This is a genomic window from Streptomyces mabaensis (genome assembly GCF_053763515.1).
Map to the genome: position 1 here is coordinate 23,650 of NZ_JBSOPZ010000022.1, position 25,161 is coordinate 48,810.

Consider the following 25,161-nt stretch of genomic DNA (forward strand, 5'->3'; position numbering starts at 1 on the left):
GTGCCATTCTGGAATGAGCCCGCTGCCGGACCTCCGCACCAGCCACCCACGGAGGCGACATGCACAACATCGCCACACACAAGGCCATGACGCGCGCCTTCAACGAACGCGACTGGGACACGGTGACGCGACTGCTGCATCCCGAGGTGACGTACGCCGACCAGGCGCGCGGTACCACGTCCAAGGGCGCGCAGGAGCTGCTGACCCTGATGCAGGAGTGGGTGAGGGCGTTCTCGGACGCCCGCGCCGAGCAGATCCGCTACATCAACGGCGGCGACACCACCATCGCCCTGTTCCAGGGCCGTGGCATCAACGACGGTCCACTCGACGACGACATACCCGCGACGCACAAGCGGATGGACGTGCCGTTCTGCGAGGTCCTCCACTACGACGACCAGGGCAAGGTCATCGACGGCGCGGTCTACTACGACGCACTGACGCAGCGCATCCAGCTCGGCCTGGCCGAGCCGTAGCCCGGTCCGGCCCGGCCCGGTCCGGTCCGGCCGGGCCCGGAAAGAGTCAGCGCGGGGCGCGGGCCAGCTGGCGGGACTGGGCCACCAGGTGGTCCGCACTGTCCCAGACCTCGGCGTCCTCCTCCAGGAATCCACCGGCGAGATTGCGCGTGGTGATGGAGATCCGCAGCGGCCCCGGCGCCGGGCGGCGACGGATGTGCGTGGTCAGCTCTACCGTCGGAACCCAGCCCTTCAGCCCCAGCTCGAAGGCGGTCGGCGGCAGCGCGTCCACCGCGAGCAGCAGCGAGAAGGGGTCGGCGTCACGGCCGTCGGCCAGCCCGAACCAGGCCCGCATCTCCCCCTTGCCGGACGGCGCGCCGATGGCCCAGCCGGCGGTCGCGGGGTCGAGTTTCAGCCGCAGCCGTTCGGTGATCGCGGAGCTGCCGGGGATGGGCGCGGGACCGTCCTCGGGGCCGAGGCAGTGCTCGAAGGCGGGCATGACGGGCACGGTCGCGGTCGTCCGTACGTCCTCGGTGAGCGCGTCCAGGTCCCCGTACGAGGCGAGCACGCGGATCCGCTCGATCTCCGCGCCGTGCTCGTCGAGCTGGAAGAGGGAGGCCTGGCCGGTGGAGAGGGTCCGTCCGGTGCGGACGACCTGGGTGCGGATCACCGCCGGGCCGGGGTGCGAGGGGGTGAGGTAGTGCGCCGAGACCGTGAAAGGGTCCGGGTGGGGCAGCGCGTCACCGAGGGCGCGGCCGAGCAGGGCGAGGAGGTAGCCGCCGTTGACGGCCTGGATGATCGTCCAGCCCGCGGAGAGCTCCGCGTCGTAGACGCCCGGCTCTCCGGGACCACGCGGAACGACAGTGGTGTCGCGATCGAACTCGCTGTCCCCGATGGTTGCCTGAATCTCCGCTGCCTGTGCCATGGGATGCACGGTACACCGGTCCGCTACTAAGCGGTAGCTTTCCGCCTCAGCCGACTTCCTCGGCAGCCTCCGAGCGCCGGTGCCACGCGCGCGGTGCGCGCCAGTGGAAGCGCATCGCGAGCAGCCGCAGGACGAACGCCGTCACCACGGCGATCCCGCTGGTCAGCCCGTTGAGCGAGTCGAACCGGATGCACAGGGCGACGATCACGGACCCCACGATGGCCGGCACGGCGTACAGGTCGCGGTCCCAGCGCAGCAGCGACGGCACCTCGTTGGCGAGCACGTCACGCAGGACGCCGCCGCCCACGGCGGTGGCCAGCCCCAGCGCCGCGGACGCGGTGAGGCCGAGGCCGTACTCGTACGCCTTGGTCGTCCCCGCCACACAGAACAGGCCGAGACCGGCCGCGTCGAAGACATTGACCGCGCCGTTGATCCGCTCGACGTGCGGGTGCAGGAAGAAGACGAGGGCCGCCGCCAGCAGGGGGGTGACGAAATTCCCCAGATCCGTGAAGGCGGCCGGCGGCACCGCCCCGATGATCAGATCACGGAACAGCCCCCCGCCCAGCGCGGTGACCTCGGCGAGCACGGCGATGCCGAAGACGTCGAAGTTCTTGCGTACGGCGAGCAGCGCGCCGGAGATCGCGAAGACGAAGATCCCGGCGACGTCGAGCCCGTGCTGGACGGAGGGGGTGAAGAGTTCGTGGAGCACCCGGCAATTGTGCCGGTTCTACTGCTTTCCGATTTCCTTGGCGGACTCGGCGGACTCGGGAGCCGGGTCGGGAGCCGGCGACTTCGTCACCGCGACGACCTCGATCGCCTCGCGCGCCGACTCCAGCGCCTTGTCACCCACCGCCTGGTCCGGAGCGTTCTCCGGATGGTGGCAGGCCACCTGGTGGCCGGACTTCAGCGCCAGCAACGGCGGTTCCTGCGTCTTGCAGATCTCCGTCGCCTTCCAGCACCGCGTGTGGAACCGGCAGCCGCTCGGCGGCGAGATCGGCGAGGGGACATCGCCCTTGAGCAGGATGCGCTCGCTCTTCACACCGCGCCGCCGCGGGTCCGGCACCGGCACCGCGGAGAGCAGCGCGTTGGTGTACGGGTGCATCGGCGCCTCGTACAGCGACTTGCGGTCGGTCAGCTCGACGATCTTGCCGAGGTACATCACGGCGATACGGTCCGAGACATGGCGGATGACCGACAGGTCGTGGGCGATGATCACGTACGTGAGGCCCAGCTCGTCCTGGAGGTCGTCCAGCAGGTTGACCACCTGCGCCTGGATCGACACGTCCAGCGCGGAGACCGGCTCGTCCGCCACGACCAGCTTCGGCTTCAGCGCGAGTGCTCGGGCGATGCCGATGCGCTGGCGCTGGCCGCCGGAGAACTCGTGCGGGTAGCGGTTGTAGTGCTCGGGGTTGAGGCCCACCAGGCTCAGCAGCCGCTGGACCTCCTGCTTGACCCCGCCCTCGGGCGTGACTCCCTGGAGCTTGAACGGGGCGCTCACGATCGTGCCCACCGTGTGGCGCGGGTTCAGCGAGCCGTACGGGTCCTGGAAGATCATCTGTACATCCCGGCGCATCGGGCGCATGCCCGCGACACCGAGGTGCGTGATGTCCTTGCCCTCGAACTCGATCTTCCCGCCGCTCGGTTCGAGCAGACGCGTGATCAGCCGGCCCATCGTCGACTTGCCGCAGCCGGACTCGCCCACCACGCCCAGGGTCTCCCCCGGACGCACGTCGAAGTCGATGCCGTCGACCGCCTTCACGGCGCCGACCTGCCGGCGGAGCACTCCCTTGGTGATCGGGAAGTGCTTGACCAGCCCGGACACCTTGAGCAGCGGTGCGGTCGAGCCGTCCGCCTGCGGGGGGATCGTCACGTTCGTCTCCGGCACAGCCTGGTCCCTCACAGCTTCGGCGCAATCTCTTCGGTCCAGATCCGGGTCCGGTCCTCCTGTGACATGTGGCAGGCGGAGAAGTGCCGGCTGCCGACTTCACGGAGGTCGGGACGCTGGGTCCGGGTGATCCCGCCCTTGGGTACATCGGCGTACGGGCAGCGCGGGTGGAAGGCGCAGCCGCTCGGGATGTTGATCAGGCTGGGCGGCGAACCCTTGACCGGGATGAGGCGTTCGGTCTGGTCGCGGTCGATCCGCGGCATCGAGCCCAGCAGGCCCCAGGTGTAGGGGTGCTGGGGCTCGTAGAACACCTTCTCGGCGGGACCGCGCTCGACGCACCGGCCGCCGTACATCACCAGGATGTCGTCGGCCAGCTCGGCGACGACGCCGAGGTCGTGGGTGATGATGATGACCGCGGAGCCGAACTCCTTCTGCAGGTCCCGGATCAGGTCGAGGATCTGCGCCTGGACGGTGACGTCGAGGGCGGTGGTCGGCTCGTCCGCGATGAGCAGTTCGGGGTTGTTGACCAGCGCCATCGCGATCATCGCGCGCTGGCGCATACCGCCGGAGAACTCGTGCGGGTAGCTGTCGACCCGCTTGTGCGGCTCCGGGATGCCCACCCGGTCGAGCAGCTCGACGGCCCGCTTGAGGGCGACCTTCTTGTCCACCTTGTGGTGGACCCGGTACGCCTCGCTGATCTGCTTGCCGATGGTGAAGTACGGGTGCATGGCCGACAGCGGATCCTGGAAGATCATCGCCATGTCGCGGCCGCGCAGCCGGCGTACCTCGTCCGGATCGGCGGACAGCAGTTCCTTGCCGTTCAGCCAGATCTCACCCGAGAGGTGCGCCTTCTGCCGGCCGTACTGGCCGACGCGGTGGAGGCCCATGATGCCGAGCGACGTCACCGACTTGCCGGAACCGGACTCGCCCACGATGCCGAGGGTCTTGCCCTTCTCCAACTGGAAGGAGAGGCCGTCGACGGACTTCACCAGACCGTCGTCGGTCGGGAAGTGCACCTGGAGATCGCGTACTTCGAGGAAGGCGGTGGACGGAACCGAACCGCCGGCGACCGGCTCGCCGACGGCGCCGGTTTTCACAAGATCCGTCATGAGAGCCTCACTCGGGGGTCGATCACTGCGTACATGAGGTCCACGACGAGGTTGGCGAGGACGACGAAGAAGGCCGAGATCAGGGTGACTCCGAGGATCACCGGCAGATCGTGGTCGCTGATGGCCTTCACCGCGTTATAGCCGAGGCCGTGCAGGGAGAAGGTGCTCTCGGTGAGGACCGCGCCGCCCACCAGGGCGCCGAGGTCCAGGCCGAGGACGGTCAGGATCGGGGTCATGGTCGACCGCATCGCGTGCTTGCCAATGACCACGGGCTCCGTCAGGCCCTTGGCACGGGCCGTGCGGATGTAGTCCTCGTTGAGGACCTCCAGCATGGTGGCCCGGGTGAGGCGGGCGTACATCGCCGCGTACAGGAAGGCGAGGGTGACCCACGGCAGCACCATGCCGTTGAACCAGGCCGCCGGATCATCGCTGAACTCCGCGTCCGGGCGCTCGAACCAGCCCAGCTGGTCGGAGAAGAGCGCGAGGGACAGGATGCCGGTGAAGTAGATCGGCAGGGAGACACCGCCGAGAGCAATGCCCATCGCCGAACGGTCCAGCGGGGTACCACGCTTGAGGGCCGAGATGATGCCGGTGGCGACGCCACCGATCACCCACAGCACCACGGCACCCAGGGCGAGCGAGAAGGTGACCGGCAGCCACTCGAGCAGCAGCGGCCAGACCTCCTGCTCGGTCTTGAACGAATACCCGAAGCAGGGCGCGGCGCATTGCGTGACGTCGGTGCCGTTGGCGTACGTACGCCCCGCCACCAGCCCGACCACGAACTTCCCGAACTGGACCAGGATCGGGTCGTCCAGGCCCATCTTCTGCCTGATGCCCTCGATGGCGGCGGGGTCGGACTGCTTGCCGACGAAGTACAGCGCCGGGTCCGTCCCGATCATCTTGGGGAAGAGGAAGAAGATTCCGAAGGTCACCAGCGTGATGACCATCAGCATGACGACGACGGCGAAGATTCGCCTGATGAGATATGCAAGCACTGCGCTCGGCCCGACGGCGGCCCGGGGGCCCTCTCTCGTGGAGAGGGCTCCGGGCCACCGCTCGCGGCCATCACCTGCCCTTCGTGCCTAGCGGGTGTGGCACTGGAACGTGAACTGACTGGGTTTTACTTGACGACGCCGAGCGAGGCGTAGTCGTAGCGGCCGTTGTAGGCGTCCGCGGTGTAGGCGTTGGTCAGTCGGCTGCTGCGCCACGTGATCGTCTTGTCGTAGACGAAGGGCAGGTAGACAGCGGCCTCGGAGACCTTCTGGTTCATCTGCTTGTAGATCTCGCCGGCCTTCTCCGGGTCGGTCTCGGCGATGGCGTCGTCGAAGAGCTTGTTGATCGCGGGGTCGTTCAGCTCCGAGAAGTTGTTGTTACCGCTCGGCAGGATGAACCGGCCGTCGACCAGCGGCTGCGAGAAGCCCTGGCCGGTCGGGAAGTCCGCGCCCCAGCCCATGATGATGATGCCGTAGCCCTTGTCCTTGACGACCTTCGGCGAACCGATGATGCCGGACGTCTGGGCACCGTCGAACTGGTCGACCTGGGCGTCGATGCCGACCTGCTTCAGCGCGTTCTGCAGCGAGACGGCGGTGGCCACCTCGACCGGCTTGTTGTTGCGCACCGCGATGGTGGTCTTGAAACCGTTCGGCTGACCGCAGGCCTTCAGCGCCGCCTTGGCCTTCTCGAGGTTCGGCTTGCCGTCGTTCTGCAGGACCTCGTACGGGTCGTACTTCGGGTCCGCGCCCTTGATGCCCGTGGGGAGCATGTTCGGGGCGATGTCGCCGCCGGCCTGCGGGCCGCCGCGGGCGGTCTGCAGCGACTTCTTGTCGGCGGCGTAGATGACGGCCTTGCGGCACTCGACGTTGTCGAACGGCTTGACCGTCTGCGGGAACACCGCGTAGCGGATGAAGCCGGTCTGGCCGTTGTCCAGGTTGGCCTTGTGCTCGCGCAGAGCCGTGGTACGGGCCGCCTGGCCGATGCCGGTGGCGTTGATGTCGACGTCGAAGTCGCCCTTGATCAGGCGCTTGTCCATGTCGTCCGCGTTGGTCATGAAGGTGACCGTGATCTTGTCCGGAAGCGCCTTGCGGATGGTGTCCGAGGACTGCTTCCAGTTGGTGTTGCGGGACAGCGTCATCGACTTGTTCGGCGCGTACGAGTCGATCTTGTACGGGCCGTTGGAGAAGGGCTTCAGGCCGTACTTGGCCGCGGTGTCCTTCTCCTTCTTCACCGGGGAGGCGGCCGGCATGGCGAGCATCTGCTCGAAGTCGCCGTTCGGCTTCGGGAGCTTGAAGATGATGGTCTTCGCGTCCGGCGTCTCGATGGCCTTCAGGCCGAGCTTGTCCGGCGTGGTGTCCTTGTAGGGACCCTTGTACTCGGTCTTCGGGTCGAGGACCTGCATCAGGTAGACCGGGCCGCCGGAGATGACGTCCTGGGCCCAGGTGCGCTCGATGCCGTACTTGATGTCCTGCGAGGTGACGGGCGTGCCGTCCTCCCAGGTCACGTCGTCCTTGAGGGTGTACTTGTAGGTCTTTCCGCCGTCCGAGATCTCGGCGTTGGCGGTCGCGAGGTCCGGCACGAGCTCGGTGCTGGCCTGGCCCGGCTCCGCCTTGAAGCTGACGAGCTGGCGGGTGTAGTAGCGGGCGAAGTCCCACATGAAGCCGTAGTAACCGCGCTGCGGGTCCCACGAGTCGGCGTCCTGCGTGCCGACGAACTTCAGGGTGCCGCCCTTCTTGTCGGACGGGTTGGCCACCTTGCCGATGCCCGCGTTGAATCCGGGCGCCTTGCCGGCACCGTCCTGCTCGTCGTCCTTGCCGTTGCCGCCACATGCGGTGGTGGACAGCAGGGCCGCGAGCACGACAGCCGTGCCTGCGGCAAGCCTGCGCTTCGACGTGCGATGGGTTGTCACGATGCTCGCAACCTCCGTTGTAGTCACGGTCTTTTCGGGGCCGTGGTTCTTGGCTGTCGCTCCTGACTGGTCGGCAGGGGCTGGGTGTCCGCAGGGACGTGTGGGGCGTGGGGGGTCAGCGGGATCCCTTGGGGTCCAGCGCGTCCCGTACGCCGTCACCGAAGAGGTTGAAGGCGAGGACGGTGACGAAGATCGCCAGACCGGGGATGATCATGAAGACGGGGTCGTCCTCATAGGTGCGCACGGCTGTCTGGAGCATCTCGCCCCACGACGGAGTGGGCGGCTTGACGCCGACGCCGAGGAAGCTCAGGGCTGCTTCGGTCAGGATGTTGGTGGGGATCATCAGCGTCGCGTAGACGGTGATCGGGGCCACCAGGTTCGGCAGCAGCTCACGGAAGAGGATGTACGCCCGTCCCGCACCCAGGCTGCGCGCAGCCTCGACGTACTCTCGCTCACGCAGCGAGAGCGTCTGGCCGCGGACGATACGGCCGATGTACGGCCAGCCGAAGAAGCCGATCACGAGCACGAGCACCGCGATCCGCAGGCCCGAGCCGGAGAAGCCGAAGAGCGCGTTCGGGGTGACCGAGATCAGCGCGATGATGAAGAGCAGCTGCGGGAAGGCGAGCAGCAGGTCCATCACCCGGCTGACCGCCGCGTCGACCCAGCCGCCGAAGTAGCCGGCGACGACGCCGAAGATGGTGCCGAGCGAGACCGCGACGAACGCGGAGAGGAAGGCGACCAGCAGGGAGATCCGGGCGCCGTAGACGATCCGGCTGAACACGTCGCGGCCGTTGACCGGCTCAACTCCCAGCAGGAATTCGGAGCTGATGCCGCCCCAGGAGCCGATCGGGGTGCCGAGGAGCGGGTCGATCTGGTCCTCGTGCAGCTCCTCCGGCGGATGACCGAACAGGCTCACGATCAGCGGGGCGAAGATCGCGACCAGAACCAGCAGAAGCACCACGACGCCGCCGGCCAGAGCGATCTTGTCGCGCTTCAGCCGGATCCAGGCGATCTTCCACGGGGACCGTCCCTCGATCGCCTTCTGGGGAACATCGGCGGCGACGTCGACAGCTGCGGTCTCGGCCGCGCTCGTGTCGTGCAGTGGTGCCGTCATCGGTGTGGGGACCCCTCTCGGCCGACGGTGGCCGGCCCATGCCCGCCGCTGTAGCGGCTTCGTTCCATCAATGGTGCAAATGGTGCGCGTGGTGCGTAAATTGCTCGATGGAGCAGCTGGTACGCAGGACCGTCGGGTCCTTGTTGCGGGAGTCTTCAACGCTGCCGCGATCACCCGCCAGACCTGGCGGGGAATGGATGCGCAACCGTGATGTGGCCAGGAGGCTTCCGTTATGCGGACGCGGTGATCGGCTCAGCGGAGCAAGACGGCCCGTATCGCCCGGATCGGACACGTAAGTCAACGTGTGCTGGATACACGGGAATTGCCCGGAAGGTGACAGAAGCCGGGCCGAGGGGGCGGGGTACGGGGCCGGGGGAAGGGCCGGGGAGGGCCGGAAGGGGCCGCCGCCCTCGGGGTCAGTACGTGCCCTGGTACCCCGAGGCCGCCGGGGGCGCCGCGGCGGGCTGGTGGGCCTCGCGGTCGTAGAACGGCCGGGCGTTCGCCCGCAGCCACATCACGACCGGGTCGTACTCGTCGGACATCGCGACCGTGGAGACAGGCAGCCCCTCCGGGACGGCGCCGAGGGACTGCCGCATCATCGTGCGGGCCGCCTCCACCGACGGCGCGGTCGTGTCGTAGAGATCGAGGCCGATGGCCAGGTACGGAGTACCGACCGCCGGCTGGACCCAGGCGCGGCGCAATGCGCGGACCGGGCCCGTGCGATGGGCGTTCTGCGTGAGCTGGGCGTAGAACTGCGGGATCTCGATGGCGGGTTCGGAGAGCCGCAGCGGTCCGGCGGGCATCCGCTCCAGGCCGGTGGCGATCCGGCGCAGGTCGGCCCACGGGATGCCCACGCCGCCGCCGGGGGCGTGCGGGTTGAGCCAGATCCCCCAGCCGTCGGGGTAGAGGGCGCAGGCGATGTCACGGCCGGTGGTCACCTCGCAGGCACGGTTCCAGCCGCTGGCGGCGAGCTCCTGGGTAGAGGTGACGCAGGGCGCGTAACCGTGTCCGTCGACGTCCATGTTCCCGTACTGCGCGTCGGGTGAGCCGGCCTGGCCCTGCCAGAGCAGCATCCAGACCTGGCCGTCCGCGAGGGCGTGCAGCAGCGCCTCGTAGGCGTCGTAGCGCCCCGGCGTCACCTGGCGGAGCATGTGCTCGACCTGCCCGGCCGCCGCCGTGCCTGACGCACTCACCTGGGACCCGCCCCTCTTCCGTCCACCGTGCCGGCCCGCGGTCACGGGGCCGACGGCCGCCTGCGGTGCACACGCGTGCGGCCAGGTCATCAAACCAGCTTAAGCGGCAGTCCTGACACCGCCTTGACGCATGACTTCGCGCACGCGGGCACGGCTGCGGCCGCGGTCGGCTAGGGCTCGCGCCGGTAGAACGGCTGCACCCGCTCCAGCAGCCATTCGCTCACCGGGTCCTGAGCCACATCGAGCAGCACCAGGTTGACCGGCCAGGGGACCTGGGCCCGGCCCAATGCCCGGCCCAGGGCGTCCATCGGCGCGTTGCGCTCGGCAGGCTCCCAGGCGAGCAACTCGACGCCGACGAACAGCACCGGGGCGTCGCCCTCGATGCTGGCCAGGCAGCGCCGGGCGGAACGCACCACGCCGGACGCCGCGAACTCCTCCGACGCCGTCGCCAGGAAGTCGACCGGGTCGTCCTGCCAGTCCGGCTCGAAGAGCCGCACCCGGCCGCCGCTCGCGGGGCCGTCCAGCGGCGTGCGGCCGACCCGGCACAGCTCGGCGACGGCCTCGGGCGGCAGTGGGACGCCCACCGTGCCGTCCGGGTTCACCGCGATGCCCAGCTGCGGCGGCAGGCCGCGGGCGAACTCCCGGGCGGGCGCGACGGTGAACGGCATGTGCGAACCCGCGCAGTGCAGGAACTGCTGCTCGGAGCTGAAGACTGGCACGTACGCGGCGCCGTGGATGTCCATGGTGGGCAGGTCGAGATTCGGGCTGTCGGGACCGCCCCCGTTGGGCAGCGGCACCCAGACATGGCTGCGCCCGAGCACCTCGATCAGCCGGCCTCCGGCGGCGGGGTTCCCGACCGAGGCGGCCAGCACCTCTTCGAGCTCGTTGACCGGCCAGCCGCCGTACGGAGCGCCCTGCGCCGGAATGTCCATGTTCACCGTGATCCCTTCCCGCCACGCTGCCGCGCCACCTGCGGGAACCCTAAACCGTCACTCGGCGCGGCCGTCGGCCGGTGTGAAGGTGATCCGGTGCAGGGCGCCCGCCGCGCTCCGGTCCAGCAGGACGGCCGAGGCGCAGCCGGCCGGCAGCCGGCCGTTCTCCGCGTCGCCCACCAGCCGGCCGACCGCCCGCCGGTGCCGGGAGAAGGCGTACCCGGAGACGCCGCGGCCCCGCTCGGCCTGGCCCTCCAGGGCGGTCTCGGGGGTGACGTCGAGCAGCACCAGATGGAGCGCGCTCCCCCGGCGCCGGGCCTCGCGGGCCAGCAGCCGCCGCACCCACGCCTGCGTCCCGCAGTCATGCACGACGACGCTCTCGCCCGAGCGGAGTGCCCGCCACAGCCCGGCGTAGTGCGCGACGCGCACCAGGATGCGGTAGACCGCGTACGGCAGGAAGCCGGGCATCCGGGCCTCCCAGCGCTCCCGGACGTCCTGGGAGTCGATGCTGCGCGTCGCCGCGGTGCGCTTGATCAGCGTGCTCTTGCCGCTGCCCGGCAGGCCCGAGACGACCACCACGTCTCCCGCGGCGAAGTCGAGGCCGCGCGGGCCGCGGCCGGGCCGGTCCCGCAGGTCGCGGACCAGGGGCTCGGGCCGCCCGAGGGCCTCCCCGGGCACGGGCACGCCTGGTTGCGCGGTGACCGCGCCCTGCGCGACCCCCGCGGTCGTCGCATACGCCCCAGGCCTCGTCAAATTGATCGTCCTCCCCCGGTTCGGGTTCACACCTACCCTGTCACCGAGTGTAAAGAAGCGGTAATGAGGCACAAGCGTTTTGCCGTTCGCGCCGGGTTCGGGGCCGGGCCCCCGTTCTGCTCCGATGCGTGCAATGATGTCCGCGCCAACTGCATAAAGGCCGCTTGAACCTGCGCGGGAGAGTCCCGGCCACCTGTGTGTGCCGGGCGCCGAAGGAGCAAGTCCCTCCCTTGAATCTCTCAGGCCCCGTACCGCGCGGGCGAGGCACATCTGAAAAGCGGGCCGCTGCCAGGTGGCTCCACCCAAGGTGCAAGTCACGACTGCGTACAGCCGACTGTACGTACAGGTCGTGGTGAACCTCTCAGGTTCCGATGACAGATGGGGAGGAAAGTCCTCATCGGCCATGCCCTGGGAGCCACCCCCATGACGAACACCCCCCGTTTGACCGCCCTCGATGCCGTGCATCGCGCGCTGGGCGCGACCATGACCGACTTCGCGGGCTGGGACATGCCGCTGCGGTACGGCAGCGAACGCGACGAGCACAACGCGGTCCGCACCAAGGCCGGTCTCTTCGACCTCTCCCACATGGGTGAGATCACGGTCACCGGCCCCGAAGCCGCGAACTGCCTGGACTACGCCCTGGTGGGCAACATCGGCAGTGTCGCCGTGGGCCGCGCCCGCTACACGATGATCTGCCAGGAGGACGGCGGCATCCTCGACGACCTGATCGTCTACCGCCTCGGCGAGACCGAGTACATGGTCGTCGCCAACGCCTCCAACGCCCAGACCGTGCTGGACGCGATCACCGCCCGCGCCGAGGACTTCGACGCCGAGGTCCGCGACGACCGTGACGCGTACGCGCTCATCGCCATCCAGGGCCCCGAGTCCCCCGGCATCCTGAAGTCGCTGACCGACGCCGACCTGGACGGGCTGAAGTACTACGCCGGCCTGCCCGGCACGGTCGCCGGTGTCCCCGCGCTGATCGCCCGTACGGGCTACACCGGCGAAGACGGTTTCGAGCTGTTCGTCGACCCGCAGCACGCCGAGAAGCTGTGGCAGGCCCTGACCGAGGCGGGCACCCCCGTCGGCCTCGTCCCGGCCGGACTGTCCTGCCGCGACACGCTCCGCCTGGAGGCGGGCATGCCGCTGTACGGGCACGAGCTGACCACCGCGCTGACGCCGTTCGACGCGGGCCTCGGCCGGGTCGTCAAGTTCGAGAAGACCTCCAACGACGGCAAGTTCGTGGGCCGGGCGGCCCTGGAAGCCGCCGCCGAGCGCGCCGCGACCAAGCCCCCGCGCAAGCTGGTCGGCCTGATCGCCGAAGGCCGCCGGGTGCCCCGTGCCGGCTTCGCCGTTGTCGCCGACGGCAAGGTCGTCGGCGAGGTCACCTCGGGCGCGCCCTCCCCGACGCTCGGCAAGCCGCTCGCCATGGCGTACGTGGACGCCGCACACGCCGAGCCCGGCACCTCCGGCGTGGGCGTCGACATTCGCGGTACCCATGAGCCGTACGAGGTCGTGGCGCTCCCCTTCTACAAGCGCCAGAAGTGACCTCGCACACGCGCGTCTCACTCTTCAAGACATCAGTCCAACATCACTCCCCCGCATCCAGGAGAATCAGGCCATGAGCAACCCCCAGCAGCTTCGTTACAGCAAGGAGCACGAGTGGCTGTCGGCCGTCGAGGACGGCGTGTCGACGGTCGGCATCACGGAGTTCGCCGCGAACGCGCTCGGCGACGTCGTCTTCGCCCAGCTGCCTGAGGTGGGCGACACCGTTGCCGCCGGCGAGACCTGCGGCGAGCTGGAGTCGACCAAGTCCGTCAGCGACCTGTACTCCCCCGTCTCCGGTGAGGTCACCGAGATCAACCAGAACGTCGTTGACGACCCGTCGCTCGTGAACACCGCCCCGTACGAGGAGGGATGGCTGTTCAAGGTGCGCGTCTCCGACGCGCCGGACGATCTGCTCTCCGCCGACGAGTACGCCGCCCTCTCCGGCAACTGAGACCCCCAGGGACCGTGATGTCTTCGAAGTCGCTTCTGAACACCTCCCTCCATGAGCTGGACCCGGACGTCGCCGCCGCTGTCGACGCCGAGCTCCACCGTCAGCAGTCCACCCTCGAAATGATCGCTTCGGAGAACTTCGCTCCGGTCGCGGTCATGGAGGCCCAGGGCTCCGTTCTGACGAACAAGTACGCCGAGGGCTACCCCGGCCGCCGCTACTACGGCGGCTGCGAGCACGTCGACGTGGTCGAGCAGATCGCGATCGACCGCATCAAGGCACTGTTCGGCGCCGAGCACGCCAATGTCCAGCCCCACTCCGGCGCCCAGGCCAACGCGGCCGCGATGTTCGCGCTGCTGAAGCCGGGCGACACGATCATGGGTCTGAACCTGGCCCACGGCGGGCACCTGACCCACGGCATGAAGATCAACTTCTCCGGCAAGCTCTACAACGTGGTCGCCTACCACGTCGAGGAGACCACCGGACAGGTCGACATGGCCGAGGTCGAACGGCTGGCCAAGGAATCCCGGCCGAAGCTGATCGTCGCCGGCTGGTCCGCCTACCCGCGCCGGCTGGACTTCGCCGCCTTCCGCCGGATCGCCGACGAGGTCGGCGCCTACCTGATGGTGGACATGGCCCACTTCGCCGGCCTGGTGGCCGCGGGCCTGCACCCCAACCCGGTACCGCACGCCCACGTGGTCACCACCACCACCCACAAGACCCTCGGCGGCCCACGCGGCGGCGTGATCCTCTCCACCCAGGAACTGGCCAAGAAGATCAACTCCGCGGTCTTCCCCGGCCAGCAGGGCGGCCCCCTGGAACACGTCATCGCGGCCAAGGCGGTCTCCTTCAAGGTCGCCGCGTCCGACGAGTTCAAGGAGCGCCAGCAGCGCACCCTGGACGGCGCCCGGATCCTCGCCGAGCGCCTGGTACAGCCCGACGTCACCGAGCACGGCGTCTCCGTCCTGACCGGCGGCACGGACGTCCACCTGGTGCTCGTCGACCTGCGCAACTCCGAACTGGACGGCCAGCAGGCCGAGGACCGGCTCCACGAACTGGGCATCACGGTCAACCGCAACGCCATCCCGAACGACCCCCGGCCGCCGATGGTCACCTCCGGCCTGCGGATCGGCACGCCGGCCCTGGCCACCCGCGGATTCGGCACCGAGGACTTCACCGAAGTCGCCGACATCATCGCCGAAGCACTCAAGCCGTCATACGACAGCACCTCCCTCAAGGCCCGCGTCACGGCCCTCGCCGCCAAGCACCCGCTGTACCCGTCACTGTGAATCGGTGACATTGCTCGACCCCCGTCGCCATGAGCCCCGCACGAGCCCGTTGATCTGACGGATTCACCGTAGGGCGGCGACGCGATGGCCCGGCCTGAGTTGTCCACAGGCCGGGCCATTCGTATGACCGGACGGACAGCGGTACCTCCCCGACACTCGGCCGAGGCATGCCCGTCACCCATTCGCGTTAGGCTCGTCTTCTACAAACACTCCTTACCGCACCGCACCCGCACCCGCACCGCCCACCACGAGCAGACAAGGGAGTCCGCCACCGTGGCCATCTCCGTCTTCGATCTTTTCTCCATCGGTATCGGTCCGTCTTCGTCGCACACGGTCGGTCCGATGCGGGCGGCGCGGATGTTCGTCGGCCGGCTGAAGAAGGACGGTCTGCTCGCGCAGACCGCCGCGGTGCGGGCGGAGCTGTTCGGCTCGCTGGGCGCCACCGGGCATGGTCACGGCACCCCGAAGGCGGTGCTGCTGGGCCTGGAGGGCCACTCGCCCCGCACGGTGAACGTCGAGACGGCGGACGACGAGGTCGAACGGATCCGGCAGACCGGCCGGCTCCGCCTGCTGGGCGCGGAGATCGGCGCGGCGCACGAGATCGAGTTCGACGAGCCGAACCAGCTGATCCTGCACCGCCGCCGCTCCCTCCCGTACCACGCGAACGGCATGACCCTGTTCGCGTACGACGCGTCGGGCACACCACTGCTGGAGAAGACGTACTACTCGGTGGGCGGCGGCTTCGTCGTCGACGAGGACGCGGTGGGCGAGGACCGGATCAAGCTCGACGACACCGTGCTGAAGTACCCCTTCCGCACCGGTGACGAGCTGCTGCGGCTGGCCTCGGAGACCGGTCTGTCCATCTCCGCGCTGATGCTGGAGAACGAGAAGTCCTGGCGCACCGAGGAGGAGATCCGCGAGGGCCTGCTGGAGATCTGGCGGGTCATGCAGGCGTGCGTGGCACGCGGCATGTCCCGCGAGGGCATCCTGCCCGGCGGGCTGAAGGTCCGCCGCCGGGCGGCCACCACGGCCCGCAAGCTGCGCGCCGAGGGCGACCCGACCGCCCTCGCGATGGAGTGGATCACCCTGTATGCGATGGCCGTGAACGAGGAGAACGCGGCCGGCGGCCGGGTGGTGACCGCCCCGACCAACGGCGCCGCCGGGATCATCCCGGCCGTCCTGCACTACTACATGAACTTCGTGCCCGGCGCCGATGAGGACGGCGTGGTGCGGTTCCTGCTCGCCGCGGGCGCCATCGGCATGCTGTTCAAGGAGAACGCCTCCATCTCGGGTGCCGAGGTGGGCTGCCAGGGTGAGGTCGGCTCGGCCTGTTCGATGGCGGCCGGCGCGCTGGCGGAGGTGCTGGGCGGCACCCCGGAGCAGGTGGAGAACGCCGCGGAGATCGGCATGGAGCACAACCTGGGCCTGACCTGCGACCCGGTCGGCGGCCTGGTGCAGATCCCGTGCATCGAACGCAACGGCATGGCGGCGGTCAAGGCGGTCACCGCGGCGCGGATGGCGATGCGCGGCGACGGCAGCCACAAGGTCTCCCTCGACAAGGTCATCAAGACCATGAAGGAGACCGGCGCGGACATGAAGGTCAAGTACAAGGAGACCGCCCGCGGCGGCCTCGCCGTCAACGTCATCGAATGCTGAGCGACGCGCGACAGCGGACCCGTCAGCCACACCTCGGCGCGTGATCCCGTGAACGCCTGAACGCATGATCATCTGGACATGTGAACACGTGAATGTTTGACCCGATCCCCGTCAGGCGCGCCCTTGTCGTGCGCCCGTGCGCGGGTTGTCGCAGGTCGTCACGCCCACTAAGGTCACAGGGCCTTGGTGTTCGGGAAACCGGTGCGGTACCGGTGCGGCCCTCGCCACTGTGATCGGGTAGTCCGACTCCACCCTCCGGGGAGCCACTGGACCACCGCGGGAGACCGCGGAGTCCGGGAAGGCGGAGTCGGACGGCACATTGCCAGTCCGGGGTGGACCCCAGGACCCCCCGTCAGCCAGGAGACCGGCCAGGGCGCGTTGTCCATCCACGAGGTGCTGGAGAGGGTCTACCCAACCATGCATATAGCCGAGGGGTTTCTGCCCCCGCTGCACGCGGCCGCCTGGGGCGCCGCGTCAGCTCCGTTCGTCGTCCACGGAGTCAGGGCCCTGACCCGTGAGGTCAGGGCCAACCCCGAGAGCACCCTGCTGCTCGGTGCCTCCGGCGCCTTCACGTTCGTTCTGTCCGCGCTCAAACTGCCCTCCGTCACGGGCAGTTGCTCCCACCCCACCGGAACCGGTCTGGGTGCGATCCTGTTCAGACCGCCGATCATGGCGGTGCTGGGCACCATCACCCTGCTGTTCCAGGCCCTGCTGCTGGCCCACGGCGGACTCACCACGCTGGGGGCCAACGTCTTCTCGATGGCCATCGCGGGGCCCTGGGCGGGTTACGGGGTGTACCGGCTGCTGCGGCGCTTCGACGTGCCGCTGATGGTCAGCGTGTTCTTCGGTGCCTTCGTGGCCGACCTGAGCACGTACTGCGTCACCAGCGTGCAGCTGGCGCTCGCCTTCCCCGACCCGGCGACCGGACTCCTGGGCGCACTGGCCAAGTTCGGCGGGATCTTCGCCGTGACCCAGATTCCGCTGGCGGTCAGCGAGGGTCTGCTGACCGTGCTCGTCATGCGGCTGCTGATCCAGTCGAGCAAGGGCGAGCTGACACGGCTCGGGGTCCTGCTCCAGGGCGCGCAGCCCGGGCAGAAGAAGCCCGGGCAGAAGAAGGGGGCCGTGGCCTGATGAGCCGGAACGCGAAGATCAACTCACTGCTGCTGCTCATCGTGGCCGCACTCGCCGTACTGCCGCTCGCGCTCGGCCTCGGGGACGGCAAGGAGGAGCCGTTCGCCGGAGCCGACGGGCAGGCGGAGGCCGCCATCACCGAGATCCAGCCGGACTACGAGCCGTGGTTCACCCCGCTGTACGAGCCGCCGTCCGGTGAGATCGAGTCGGCGCTGTTCTCCTTGCAGGCGGCGCTCGGCGCGGGCGTACTGGCCTACTACTTCGGGCTGCGCAAGGGCCGCAAGCAGGGCGAAGCCCGCGCGGCGGCAGCCACGGGAGCGGCGGCAGCCACGGCCGGGGAGCCGGGCGAGCAGCCCGCCCGCCGGCCCGCCGGCCCGACGTCGTAACCGGCGGATGCTGCCGATCGACGCGGCGGCGCACAGCAGTCGCTGGCGCCGCCGCCATCCGCTGGAAAAGGCCGTCCTCGGTCTCGGGCTGACCGTTTCGGCGGTCTGCCTGCCGCCCTGGCCGGGTGCGGTGATCGTCGGCGCCGCCACGCTCGCCGTGCTGCTCGGCCCGGCCGGGGTCGCGCCCCGCCAGCTGTGGCGGGCGTACCGCATTCCGCTCGGGTTCTGCGTCACCGGCGCGGTACCGCTGCTGTTCCAGGTCGGCGGTACGGGCGGCCTCGTGACCCTCGCACCCGAAGGCGCGGCGCACGCCGGGCAGTTGCTGCTGCGGACCTCGGCGGCCTCGCTCGGCGTGCTGCTGTTCGCCTTCACCACTCCCGTCTCCGATGTGCTGCCGCGGCTGGTACGCGCGGGCGTCCCCGCGCCCGTGGTGGACGTCGCCCTGGTGATGTACCGGATCAGTTTTCTGCTCCTGGACGCCATCACCCGGATACGCCAGGCGCAGGCCGCCCGGCTGGGCCACACCACCAGGGCGGCCACCTGGCGTTCGCTCGCCGGCTTGGGCGCGACGGCTTTCGTCCGGGCCTTCGACCGGGCGGAGCGCCTTCAGTCGGGGCTGGCGGGCCGCGGCTACGACGGCACCCTGCGCGTCCTGGTCCCGCCGGCGGTGCTCTCCTGGCGGTTCCTGGCCGCGAGCGGCGCGCTGCTGGCGGGGGTCACCGCCCTCACGCTCGTACTCGAAAGGCTCTCCCTGTGACCAGAGTGACCACAGCGTCCGCACGGCCCGCCGTGGGGGCGCCCGTCGTGGAGCTCCTCGCGGCTGGTTATGCCTACCAGGACGGCCCGGCCGTACTGAGCGGCGTCGACTTCGGGATCCGCGAGGGCCGTTCGCTGGCCCTGCTCGGCCGCAACGGCAGTGGCAAGACCACGCTGCTGCGGCTGCTGAGCGGCGGACTGCACTGCGCGTCGGGCGAACTGCGGCTGGAGGGTGCGCCCGTGGCGTACGACCGGGCCGGACTGACCCGGCTGCGGACGACCGTTCAGCTGGTGGTGCAGGACCCGGACGACCAGCTGTTCGCCGCCTCGGTCGGCCAGGACGTCTCGTTCGGTCCGATGAACCTTGGCCTGCCGGAGGCCGAGGTACGCGACCGGGTGGCGGAGGCGCTGGAGGCCCTGGACATCGTGGCCCTGCGGGACCGGCCGACGCACCTGCTGTCGTACGGGCAGCGCAAGCGGGCGGCGATCGCGGGCGCCGTGGCGATGCGGCCGCGGGTGCTGATCCTCGACGAGCCCACGGCCGGTCTGGACCCGCACGGCCAGGAACGGCTGCTGGAGGTGCTGGAGCGGCTGCGCGAACTCGGCACCACCGTCGTCATGGCGACGCACGACGTGGACCTCGCGCTGCGCTGGGCGGACGACGCGGCGGTGCTGGCCCCGGACGGGCTGCACACCGGGCCCGTCGCCGAAGTGCTCGCCGACCAGGGGCTGCTGGACGCCGCCCGGCTGCGCCGGCCGTGGGGTATGGCGGCCGCGGAGGTGCTGCGGGCGCACGGACTGCTCGGCGGGACGGACGCCGGGCCGCGCACCCCGGAGGAGCTCGGTGGCTGGGCGACGGCGGTACGGGGGACCTGATCGGCCCGCACCCGCCGGACCTGCCGGGGCCTGTCGGGCCCTGATCCGCCGGACCGGCCCTGAGCGCGCGGTACCTAAGATGCCTCCATGTCACTCCCGCACGCGATCCTCACCGCCCTGCTCGAAAAGCCGTCGTCGGGGCTGGAGCTGACCCGCAGGTTCGACCGGTCCATCGGGTACTTCTGGTCGGCCACGCATCAGCAGATCTACCGGGAGCTGGGCAAGCTGGAGCAGGCCGGCCTGATCCGGGCCCTCCCCTCCGAGCAGCCCGCACGCGGGCAGAAGAAGGAGTTCGAGGTACTGCCCACGGGCCGCGCGGAACTCGCCCGCTGGGTCGGCGAGAGCCAGGACCCGAAGCCCATCCGGGACCCGCTGCTGCTGCGGCTGCGCGCCGCGGCGGTGGTCGGGGCCGACGGGCTGGAGGCCGAGGTGCGGCGGCATCTCGCCCTGCACCGCAGGCAGTCGGCGACGTACGCGGCCATCGAGGAGCGCGACTTCCCGCCGGGCCGGAACGCGGACGAGGACCGGTTGCGCCGTCTGGTGCTGCACGGCGGGGTCGCGCTGGAGAAGTTCTGGCTGGAGTGGCTGGAGGAGGCGCTCGCCGAGCTGACGGACATGGCGGCGGCGCGCGAGAGCGGCGACATCCCGGGCGGCACAAAGGCATGAATTCAATTACCGTTCCGTAATGCGGAAGTGACACAGAATCGCCCACAAGCTCAATTCCAGCCAATCTCATGACGCTCTTGTCACGCTCCGCCGACGACCGATAACTTCATGCCGTTGCCGCCACACCAGGAGCGCAGGGCTCCCAGGGACAAGCGGCCTCAAGGGCGATCACAAAAGTGACGATCACAGCTGACTCATTCGAAGTTCTGCCCTTCACCCCCGCCTGCCGCAGCATCTGGGACGAGGGCGACCACGTACTCATCGGCGTAAGCCCGGGCAACAGTTACTTCAGCGCGGAGCGCATCACCTCTCTCGCCCGCTGGGCGAACTCCCGCTTCGCCCAGGTCGATTTCGTCTATGCCGATCTCCACGTGGACCGGATGTTCGCCTCCTTCGGCTACACCCAGGAGCACGCGGCCCGCCGCGCGGCCAAGGAGATCAAGGCCGTACGCCGACGGATGCTGCGGGGCGTAGAGGAGGCCGGCCCCCCACTCGGGGACACCCGGGTGAGGGCGCTTTCGGAGTTCTCCGGAAACCGCGTCTATCAACTCCTCCACCGACGCGTCCGCCATTTCATCGAAACGGACGATGAATTCCGGAAGGGCTGCGAGGAGATGGCCGAGTTCTTCCTCGGCACCAAACTCGACGACGGACAGTCCATCACCGAGGAACAGCGGCAGGTCTGTTTCGACTACATGGCGGCGGAGCTTCCGTTCTTCCTGGACACCCCGAGCATTCTGGACGTGCCGTCCTCGGTGTCCTGTTACCACGTACGAATGCCGCTGACCGACGTGCTCTACGGGCGCGGTGGCGGCCTCCGTGCGACGCGCAACCAGGCCTATGCCGTGGTGCGTCCCGGAGAAACCGGAAGGAATGATGTCGATGTCCGACGCGCAGCCTGAACACGGAGACCTCCTCGACTTTCCGCTGTCCCGCCGCGGCGACGTCCTCCCGGAGGAGTGCACCTGGCTGCGCGTGAAGCGGCCGGTGACCCGGGTCCGTACCCTCACCGGCGACAGCGCCTGGCTGGTGAGCAGTTACGCACTGGCCAAACAGGTCCTGGAGGACGAGCGGTTCAGCCTCAAGGACACGGCGAACGCCGGGGTGCCGAGGCAGTACGCCCTGACGATCCCGCCCGAGGTCGTCAACAACATGGGCAACATCAACAGCGCGGGCCTGCGCAGCGCGGTGATGAAGGCACTGAACCCGCGCGCCGACGGACTGCAGGAGTGGCTCCGGGGGGCGGCCGACGAGCTGATCGACGGCCTCCTCGCCGAGGGCCCGCCGGCCGACCTCCGGGCGGGGTTCGCCGACCCCTTCTCGGCGGCGCTGCACTGCAAGGTCATCGGAGTGCCGTTCGCGGACTGGCGCCGGCTGATGTCGGGGCTGGACATCGCCTTCATGACCAGTGCCGAGACCTTCGACGGCTCGGCACTGAACTGGTACAAGGACCTCGGCTACATGGTGGAGCAGCTCAACGCTCCGGAAGGCCGGCGTTCGGGCCTGCTGGGCAAGCTGGCCGCGCTGCGGGAGGACCCGGAGTCGGCGCACCTGACCGACGAGATGCTCGCCACGGTCGCGGTGTCGCTGTTCGGCGCGGGCGCGGTGTCCACCTCCGCGTTCCTGGTACTGGCCGTCCTCGCCCTGCTCCAGCGGCCCGAGCTGATCGGGTACCTGCGCACGCACCCCGAGCGCATCGGACGGGCCGTCGACGAGCTGCTCCGCTGGAACCTGTCCATCGGTGACGGGCTGCCGCGGCTGGCCATGGACGACATCCAGGTCGGCGACGTCCTAGTGAAGAAGGGCGAGTTGGTGCTGGTGCTGGTCGAGGGGGCGAACTTCGACCCGGCGGTGTTCACCGACCCCGAGCGGCTGGACCTGGACCGGACGTCCAACCCGCACCTGTCGTTCGGTGCCGGCCGCCACTTCTGCCCGGCGTCGGCGCTCGGCCGCGCCCACGCGGAGATCGCGCTGACCGCCCTGGTCGAGCGGTTGCCGGACATGCGTCTGGCCGTCCCCGCCGAGCAGCTGGTGTGGCGTACCGGATTCATCAAGCGGCTGCCGGAGCGGCTGCCGGTCGCGTGGTGAGGCCGCGCCCCTGACCAGGGAGCGCCCCCGGGAGCCCGCACCGGCTCCCGGGGCGCTGTCGTAGGCGAGGAGATCGCGGTGAGGTCCTGGCCCAGCGGCAGCGGTCAGCGGAAGACGCCGGTGTGCCCGAGCGAGTACCGGCCGGGCTGCGGGTACACCGCGAGGCCGTGCGGGCCGCTGCCCACCGGGATCCGGGCGAGCTGCTTCCCGGTGGCCGTGTCGATGGCGTACACCTCGGCGTCGTACCGGCCCGACAGCCACAGCACCTTGCCGTCCGCCGAGACGCCGCCCATGTCGGGGCTGCCGCCCTCGGGCAGCAGCCACTTCTTGGTGAGCTTGTTCTGGGCGAAGTCGAAGACCGAGATGGTGCCTTCGCCGCGGTTGGGAATGTACATCTCCTTGGAGTCGCGGCTGACGTACAGGCCGTGGGCGCCCTTGCCGGTGGGCATCAGCTTCGGCGCGGTGAACTTCTCGCCGTCGAGGACCCACACACCGTGCGCGATCATGTCGGCGATGTAGAAGGTCTTGCCGTCGGGCGAGATCTTCACGTCCTGGGGCATCGCGCCCTGGAACGGCAGCTTCTGCTGCGCGATGACCTCCATCTTCTCGGTGTCGACCTTGAGCAGCTCGCCGGAGAACTCGCAGGAGACGATGAAGTACCGGCCGTCCATCGAGAAGTCCGCGTGGTTCACACCGAAGCAGGAGACGGGGAGGGTCTTGACCCGGTTCATCGTGTGCGGATCGCGGAAGACGAGTTCCTTGTCCAGGGAGGCCATCACGACGGCGTACTTGCCGTTGGGCGTGAAGTAGAGGTTGTACGGGTCGTGCACCTCCACGGGCTTGCCCGCCCTGCCGGTCGCCGGGTCGATCGGCGTGAGGGTGTGGCCGCGGTTGTTGTTGACCCAGAGGGTCTTCAGGTCCCAGGACGGCACGACGTGCTGGGGCTGGACGCCGACCGGGATGGTCTCGATCACCTGGTAGGTGGCGGGGTCGATGACGGAGACGGTGTTGGAGTTGGTGTTCGGCACGTACACCCGGGACGGGAAGTCCTTGACGACCGGCGACAGCATGCCCGGCCGGTCGGCGGCGTAGACGTCCTCGGGATCGAGCACCGGCGGCATACCGGGAAGGCCCGCGGGCGCGGTCTGCTTCCCGTGGGGCAGTGGAGCGCCGTTGGTGCCGGGTGCTTCCTTCCCGCTCTTGTCTGCGGACGTCCCGCAGCCGGCCAGCGCGGCGAGGACGGCACCGGCGAGCAGTGCGGCGGCTTTGGTGGTGAGGGACGGCGTGGGGGTCATGGGGTCAGCAGCTCCGTGGTGGTCACCGCGCGCAGTTCGCGGCGGGCGAGTTGATCGAGGAGGTCGGGCATGGCGGCGACCGTGTCCGCGTAGCCGAAATGCAGGCTCACCACTGATCCGTTGCGGATCGGCCCGGTGACGTTACGGATGACGGCCGCGGCGCCGGGCGAGGTGAAGTCGAGGGAGTCGACGTCGTACGAGAGGACGTGCGGGTAGCCGGCCCGGCGGGCCAGCCGCTGGACGAGGGGGGTCGCGTACCGGGCGCGCGAGGGCCGGAACCATGTGCCGATGGAACCGGTGAGCCTGCGCAGCCGCTGGGCGCAGTCGGTGATCTCGGCGTAAGCCTGCGTCTCGGTCATCTCCGCGAGGGTCTGATGGCGCTGGGTGTGGTTGCCGAGTTCATGGCCGCCGTCGAGAATCCGGCGGGCCAGCTCCGGGTGCGCGTCGAGCCAGCTGCCGACGGCGAGTACGGTCACCCGGGCGCCGGCCCGCTCGGCCTCGGCGAGGACGGCCCGGGCGGTGGCCGGGTCGCCGCCGCCGTGGAAGGTGAGTGCGACACGCGGATGCTCGCGGGGGCCGTGCGCGATCTGGACCGGTTGCCCGGCACAGGAGCGGGGGCCGGGTGCGGGCCCGCGGCCGGGCGGCTTCGCCGGGGCAGTGGGGGTGGCGCGCGGCGAGGGGCCGGCGGGGGCGGCAGGACCACCGGGCGGAGCGGCTCTGCCTGCCGTACAGCCGGCGGCGAAGGCCCCCGCGACGAGGGCCGCGGCGCCGGCGCGCAGTACGCCGCGACGGCCGGTCGCTCGGGGAGTCGGGGGGTGACCCCCGGGGAAGCAGAGCATTCGACCATTTAAGGGGCGCCATGCCCAAAAAATAACGATTGACCCAATTTCACATGATCGCGGGTCGCGTGGTCCATGCGCCGCCGGGCCGAACTGATCAAGGAATCACTCGCATGGGCGCATGGCTGATCAATACTTGCGAGGTGAGTACGCCGACTTACCTTAGATTCATTGCGCGCGGCCTTTTGGCATCACGGCTCCCCGTCTGCCATAGTCGAGGACGCGACCCCCATTGACCCGGGCCAGGTCGTTCACAGTCGCCGTGGATCACACCCCTTCGGATCCACGGCGCTCTGCTTGTCGGGACGGGTGTCGTCAGACGCGCATCTCGAACCACGTCGTCTTGCCGCGTGGCAGCAGATCCACACCCCAGCGGTCCGAGAGTTTGTCGACCAGGAAGAGGCCGCGGCCACTGGTGTCGAGCTCGTGAACGGGCATCAGACAGGGCAGTCCGCGCGACGGGTCGCGTACCTCGATCCTGATCCAGCCCCTGCGGCGCAGCATGCGCAGCCCGAACACCCGGGCGCCCGTGTGCCGTACGGCATTGCCCACCAGCTCCGAGACGAGCAGCACCGCGTACTCCGAGGTCTGCGCGGAGAGTCCCCACTGGCGCAGCACCACACTCTGGGTGAGCCGCCGGGCCGTGCCCGCCGATTCGGGGCGGGAGGGCAGCGGAACCTCCGCCTCCGCCGGATTCCCGAACAACTCCAGCGCTTTGAGCGCCTGTTCGTCCTCGACGGCCGGCGCCGGCCGTGCGGCCAGAACGCTGCTGCGCTGCCGCGGTTGCTCTACACCCTCCAGGCCCGCCATGCCCCCATCATGGCCGCCCGGGGCGCGCCACGGAGCCGTTCTGGAGGAATCCGCCGCCGGAAGCACCGGTTCCGGGGAGGTCGTTTGGCATATGTCAGAGGCAGGAGA

Annotated in this window: 25 protein-coding genes and 3 riboswitches; of the genes, 12 read left to right on the forward strand and 13 right to left on the reverse strand. The window is 69.6% G+C overall.

The window, feature by feature from the left end; translation table 11 throughout:
* Window positions 1–59: 59 nt before the first annotated feature.
* On the forward strand, window positions 60–473 hold the full coding sequence (locus tag ACWV17_RS20435; RefSeq protein ID WP_455360881.1) for an ester cyclase: 414 nt from the start codon (window positions 60–62) through the stop codon (window positions 471–473).
* Between the two features lie 46 nt (window positions 474–519).
* On the opposite strand, the gene ACWV17_RS20440 is transcribed toward ACWV17_RS20435, so the two are convergent.
* From ACWV17_RS20440 to ACWV17_RS20485, 10 genes are all read right to left on the reverse strand, one after another.
* A complete protein-coding gene (locus tag ACWV17_RS20440) occupies window positions 520–1,377 on the reverse strand; it encodes a thioesterase family protein (protein ID WP_455360882.1) in 858 nt (285 codons plus the stop codon).
* 46 nt (window positions 1,378–1,423) lie between these two features.
* Window positions 1,424–2,086 carry a trimeric intracellular cation channel family protein gene (locus ACWV17_RS20445; RefSeq protein ID WP_455360883.1) on the reverse strand — a complete coding sequence of 221 codons (663 nt, stop codon included), beginning with the start codon at window positions 2,084–2,086 and terminating at the stop codon, window positions 1,424–1,426.
* Between the two features lie 18 nt (window positions 2,087–2,104).
* Window positions 2,105–3,247, reverse strand: coding sequence for an ABC transporter ATP-binding protein (locus ACWV17_RS20450; RefSeq protein ID WP_455360884.1), 1,143 nt, complete (start codon window positions 3,245–3,247; stop codon window positions 2,105–2,107).
* Between the two features lie 26 nt (window positions 3,248–3,273).
* Entirely contained in the window at window positions 3,274–4,371 is a 1,098-nt protein-coding gene (locus ACWV17_RS20455; protein ID WP_455356815.1) for an ABC transporter ATP-binding protein, read from the reverse strand.
* On the reverse strand, window positions 4,368–5,366 hold the full coding sequence (locus ACWV17_RS20460; RefSeq protein WP_455356816.1) for an ABC transporter permease: 999 nt from the start codon (window positions 5,364–5,366) through the stop codon (window positions 4,368–4,370). Before ACWV17_RS20460 ends, ACWV17_RS20455 begins: the two co-directional genes overlap by 4 nt.
* Before the next feature lie 125 nt (window positions 5,367–5,491).
* Complete coding sequence (locus tag ACWV17_RS20465; RefSeq protein ID WP_455360885.1) at window positions 5,492–7,273, reverse strand: ABC transporter substrate-binding protein; 1,782 nt, start codon at window positions 7,271–7,273, stop codon at window positions 5,492–5,494.
* Window positions 7,274–7,388: 115 nt separating this feature from the next.
* The gene (locus ACWV17_RS20470) at window positions 7,389–8,387 is read right to left on the reverse strand and encodes an ABC transporter permease (protein WP_455356818.1); all 999 of its coding nucleotides are present in this window, start codon (window positions 8,385–8,387) and stop codon (window positions 7,389–7,391) included.
* Window positions 8,388–8,803: 416 nt separating this feature from the next.
* Window positions 8,804–9,580: an enhanced serine sensitivity protein SseB C-terminal domain-containing protein gene (locus ACWV17_RS20475; protein WP_455356819.1), complete on the reverse strand. Its 777-nt coding sequence runs from the start codon at window positions 9,578–9,580 to the stop codon at window positions 8,804–8,806.
* Between the two features lie 170 nt (window positions 9,581–9,750).
* On the reverse strand, window positions 9,751–10,512 hold the full coding sequence (locus tag ACWV17_RS20480; protein WP_455360886.1) for an enhanced serine sensitivity protein SseB: 762 nt from the start codon (window positions 10,510–10,512) through the stop codon (window positions 9,751–9,753).
* Window positions 10,513–10,569: 57 nt separating this feature from the next.
* Window positions 10,570–11,271 (reverse strand): AAA family ATPase, encoded by a 702-nt coding sequence (locus ACWV17_RS20485; RefSeq protein WP_455356836.1) that lies wholly within the window; start codon window positions 11,269–11,271, stop codon window positions 10,570–10,572.
* A gap of 159 nt (window positions 11,272–11,430) precedes the next feature.
* A riboswitch (glycine riboswitch) is annotated at window positions 11,431–11,529 on the forward strand.
* A riboswitch (glycine riboswitch) is annotated at window positions 11,530–11,653 on the forward strand. It abuts the riboswitch before it with no gap.
* Between the two features lie 35 nt (window positions 11,654–11,688).
* Between ACWV17_RS20485 and gcvT the strand changes: the two genes are divergently transcribed.
* The 11 genes from gcvT (at window position 11,689) to ACWV17_RS20540 (ending at window position 22,109) form a co-directional block, all read left to right on the forward strand.
* Entirely contained in the window at window positions 11,689–12,813 is a 1,125-nt protein-coding gene (gene gcvT / locus ACWV17_RS20490; protein WP_455360887.1) for a glycine cleavage system aminomethyltransferase GcvT, read from the forward strand.
* Window positions 12,814–12,886: 73 nt separating this feature from the next.
* On the forward strand, window positions 12,887–13,264 hold the full coding sequence (gene gcvH / locus ACWV17_RS20495) for a glycine cleavage system protein GcvH (RefSeq protein WP_455360888.1): 378 nt from the start codon (window positions 12,887–12,889) through the stop codon (window positions 13,262–13,264).
* A 17-nt stretch (window positions 13,265–13,281) separates the two neighbouring features.
* Window positions 13,282–14,550 carry a serine hydroxymethyltransferase gene (gene glyA / locus ACWV17_RS20500; protein ID WP_455360889.1) on the forward strand — a complete coding sequence of 423 codons (1,269 nt, stop codon included), beginning with the start codon at window positions 13,282–13,284 and terminating at the stop codon, window positions 14,548–14,550.
* Window positions 14,551–14,823: 273 nt separating this feature from the next.
* The gene (locus ACWV17_RS20505) at window positions 14,824–16,206 is read left to right on the forward strand and encodes an L-serine ammonia-lyase (protein ID WP_455360890.1); all 1,383 of its coding nucleotides are present in this window, start codon (window positions 14,824–14,826) and stop codon (window positions 16,204–16,206) included.
* A gap of 167 nt (window positions 16,207–16,373) precedes the next feature.
* Window positions 16,374–16,593: riboswitch (cobalamin riboswitch) on the forward strand.
* 30 nt (window positions 16,594–16,623) lie between these two features.
* Window positions 16,624–17,337, forward strand: coding sequence for an energy-coupling factor ABC transporter permease (locus tag ACWV17_RS20510; protein ID WP_455360891.1), 714 nt, complete (start codon window positions 16,624–16,626; stop codon window positions 17,335–17,337).
* Window positions 17,337–17,723, forward strand: a complete 387-nt coding sequence (locus tag ACWV17_RS20515) for an energy-coupling factor ABC transporter substrate-binding protein (protein ID WP_455360892.1) — start codon at window positions 17,337–17,339, stop codon at window positions 17,721–17,723. Before ACWV17_RS20510 ends, ACWV17_RS20515 begins: the two co-directional genes overlap by 1 nt.
* A 7-nt stretch (window positions 17,724–17,730) precedes the next feature.
* Window positions 17,731–18,480, forward strand: a complete 750-nt coding sequence (gene cbiQ, locus ACWV17_RS20520; RefSeq protein WP_455360893.1) for a cobalt ECF transporter T component CbiQ — start codon at window positions 17,731–17,733, stop codon at window positions 18,478–18,480.
* 5 nt (window positions 18,481–18,485) lie between these two features.
* Window positions 18,486–19,355, forward strand: a complete 870-nt coding sequence (locus ACWV17_RS20525) for an energy-coupling factor ABC transporter ATP-binding protein (RefSeq protein ID WP_455360936.1) — start codon at window positions 18,486–18,488, stop codon at window positions 19,353–19,355.
* An 87-nt stretch (window positions 19,356–19,442) separates the two neighbouring features.
* Window positions 19,443–20,021 (forward strand): PadR family transcriptional regulator, encoded by a 579-nt coding sequence (locus tag ACWV17_RS20530; RefSeq protein WP_455360894.1) that lies wholly within the window; start codon window positions 19,443–19,445, stop codon window positions 20,019–20,021.
* 176 nt (window positions 20,022–20,197) lie between these two features.
* Window positions 20,198–20,923: a tRNA-dependent cyclodipeptide synthase gene (locus tag ACWV17_RS20535; RefSeq protein ID WP_455360895.1), complete on the forward strand. Its 726-nt coding sequence runs from the start codon at window positions 20,198–20,200 to the stop codon at window positions 20,921–20,923.
* Window positions 20,904–22,109 carry a cytochrome P450 gene (locus tag ACWV17_RS20540; protein ID WP_455360896.1) on the forward strand — a complete coding sequence of 402 codons (1,206 nt, stop codon included), beginning with the start codon at window positions 20,904–20,906 and terminating at the stop codon, window positions 22,107–22,109. Before ACWV17_RS20535 ends, ACWV17_RS20540 begins: the two co-directional genes overlap by 20 nt.
* A gap of 104 nt (window positions 22,110–22,213) precedes the next feature.
* Here the strand turns inward: ACWV17_RS20540 and ACWV17_RS20545 are convergent, their stop codons facing one another.
* From ACWV17_RS20545 to ACWV17_RS20555, 3 genes are all read right to left on the reverse strand, one after another.
* Window positions 22,214–23,404 carry a YncE family protein gene (locus ACWV17_RS20545; protein WP_455360897.1) on the reverse strand — a complete coding sequence of 397 codons (1,191 nt, stop codon included), beginning with the start codon at window positions 23,402–23,404 and terminating at the stop codon, window positions 22,214–22,216.
* Window positions 23,401–24,243: a polysaccharide deacetylase family protein gene (locus ACWV17_RS20550; RefSeq protein ID WP_455360898.1), complete on the reverse strand. Its 843-nt coding sequence runs from the start codon at window positions 24,241–24,243 to the stop codon at window positions 23,401–23,403. The genes ACWV17_RS20545 and ACWV17_RS20550 overlap by 4 nt, the downstream gene beginning before the upstream one ends.
* 315 nt (window positions 24,244–24,558) lie before the next feature.
* Complete coding sequence (locus ACWV17_RS20555; RefSeq protein ID WP_455356833.1) at window positions 24,559–25,053, reverse strand: ATP-binding protein; 495 nt, start codon at window positions 25,051–25,053, stop codon at window positions 24,559–24,561.
* Between the last annotated feature and the right edge of the window lie 108 nt (window positions 25,054–25,161).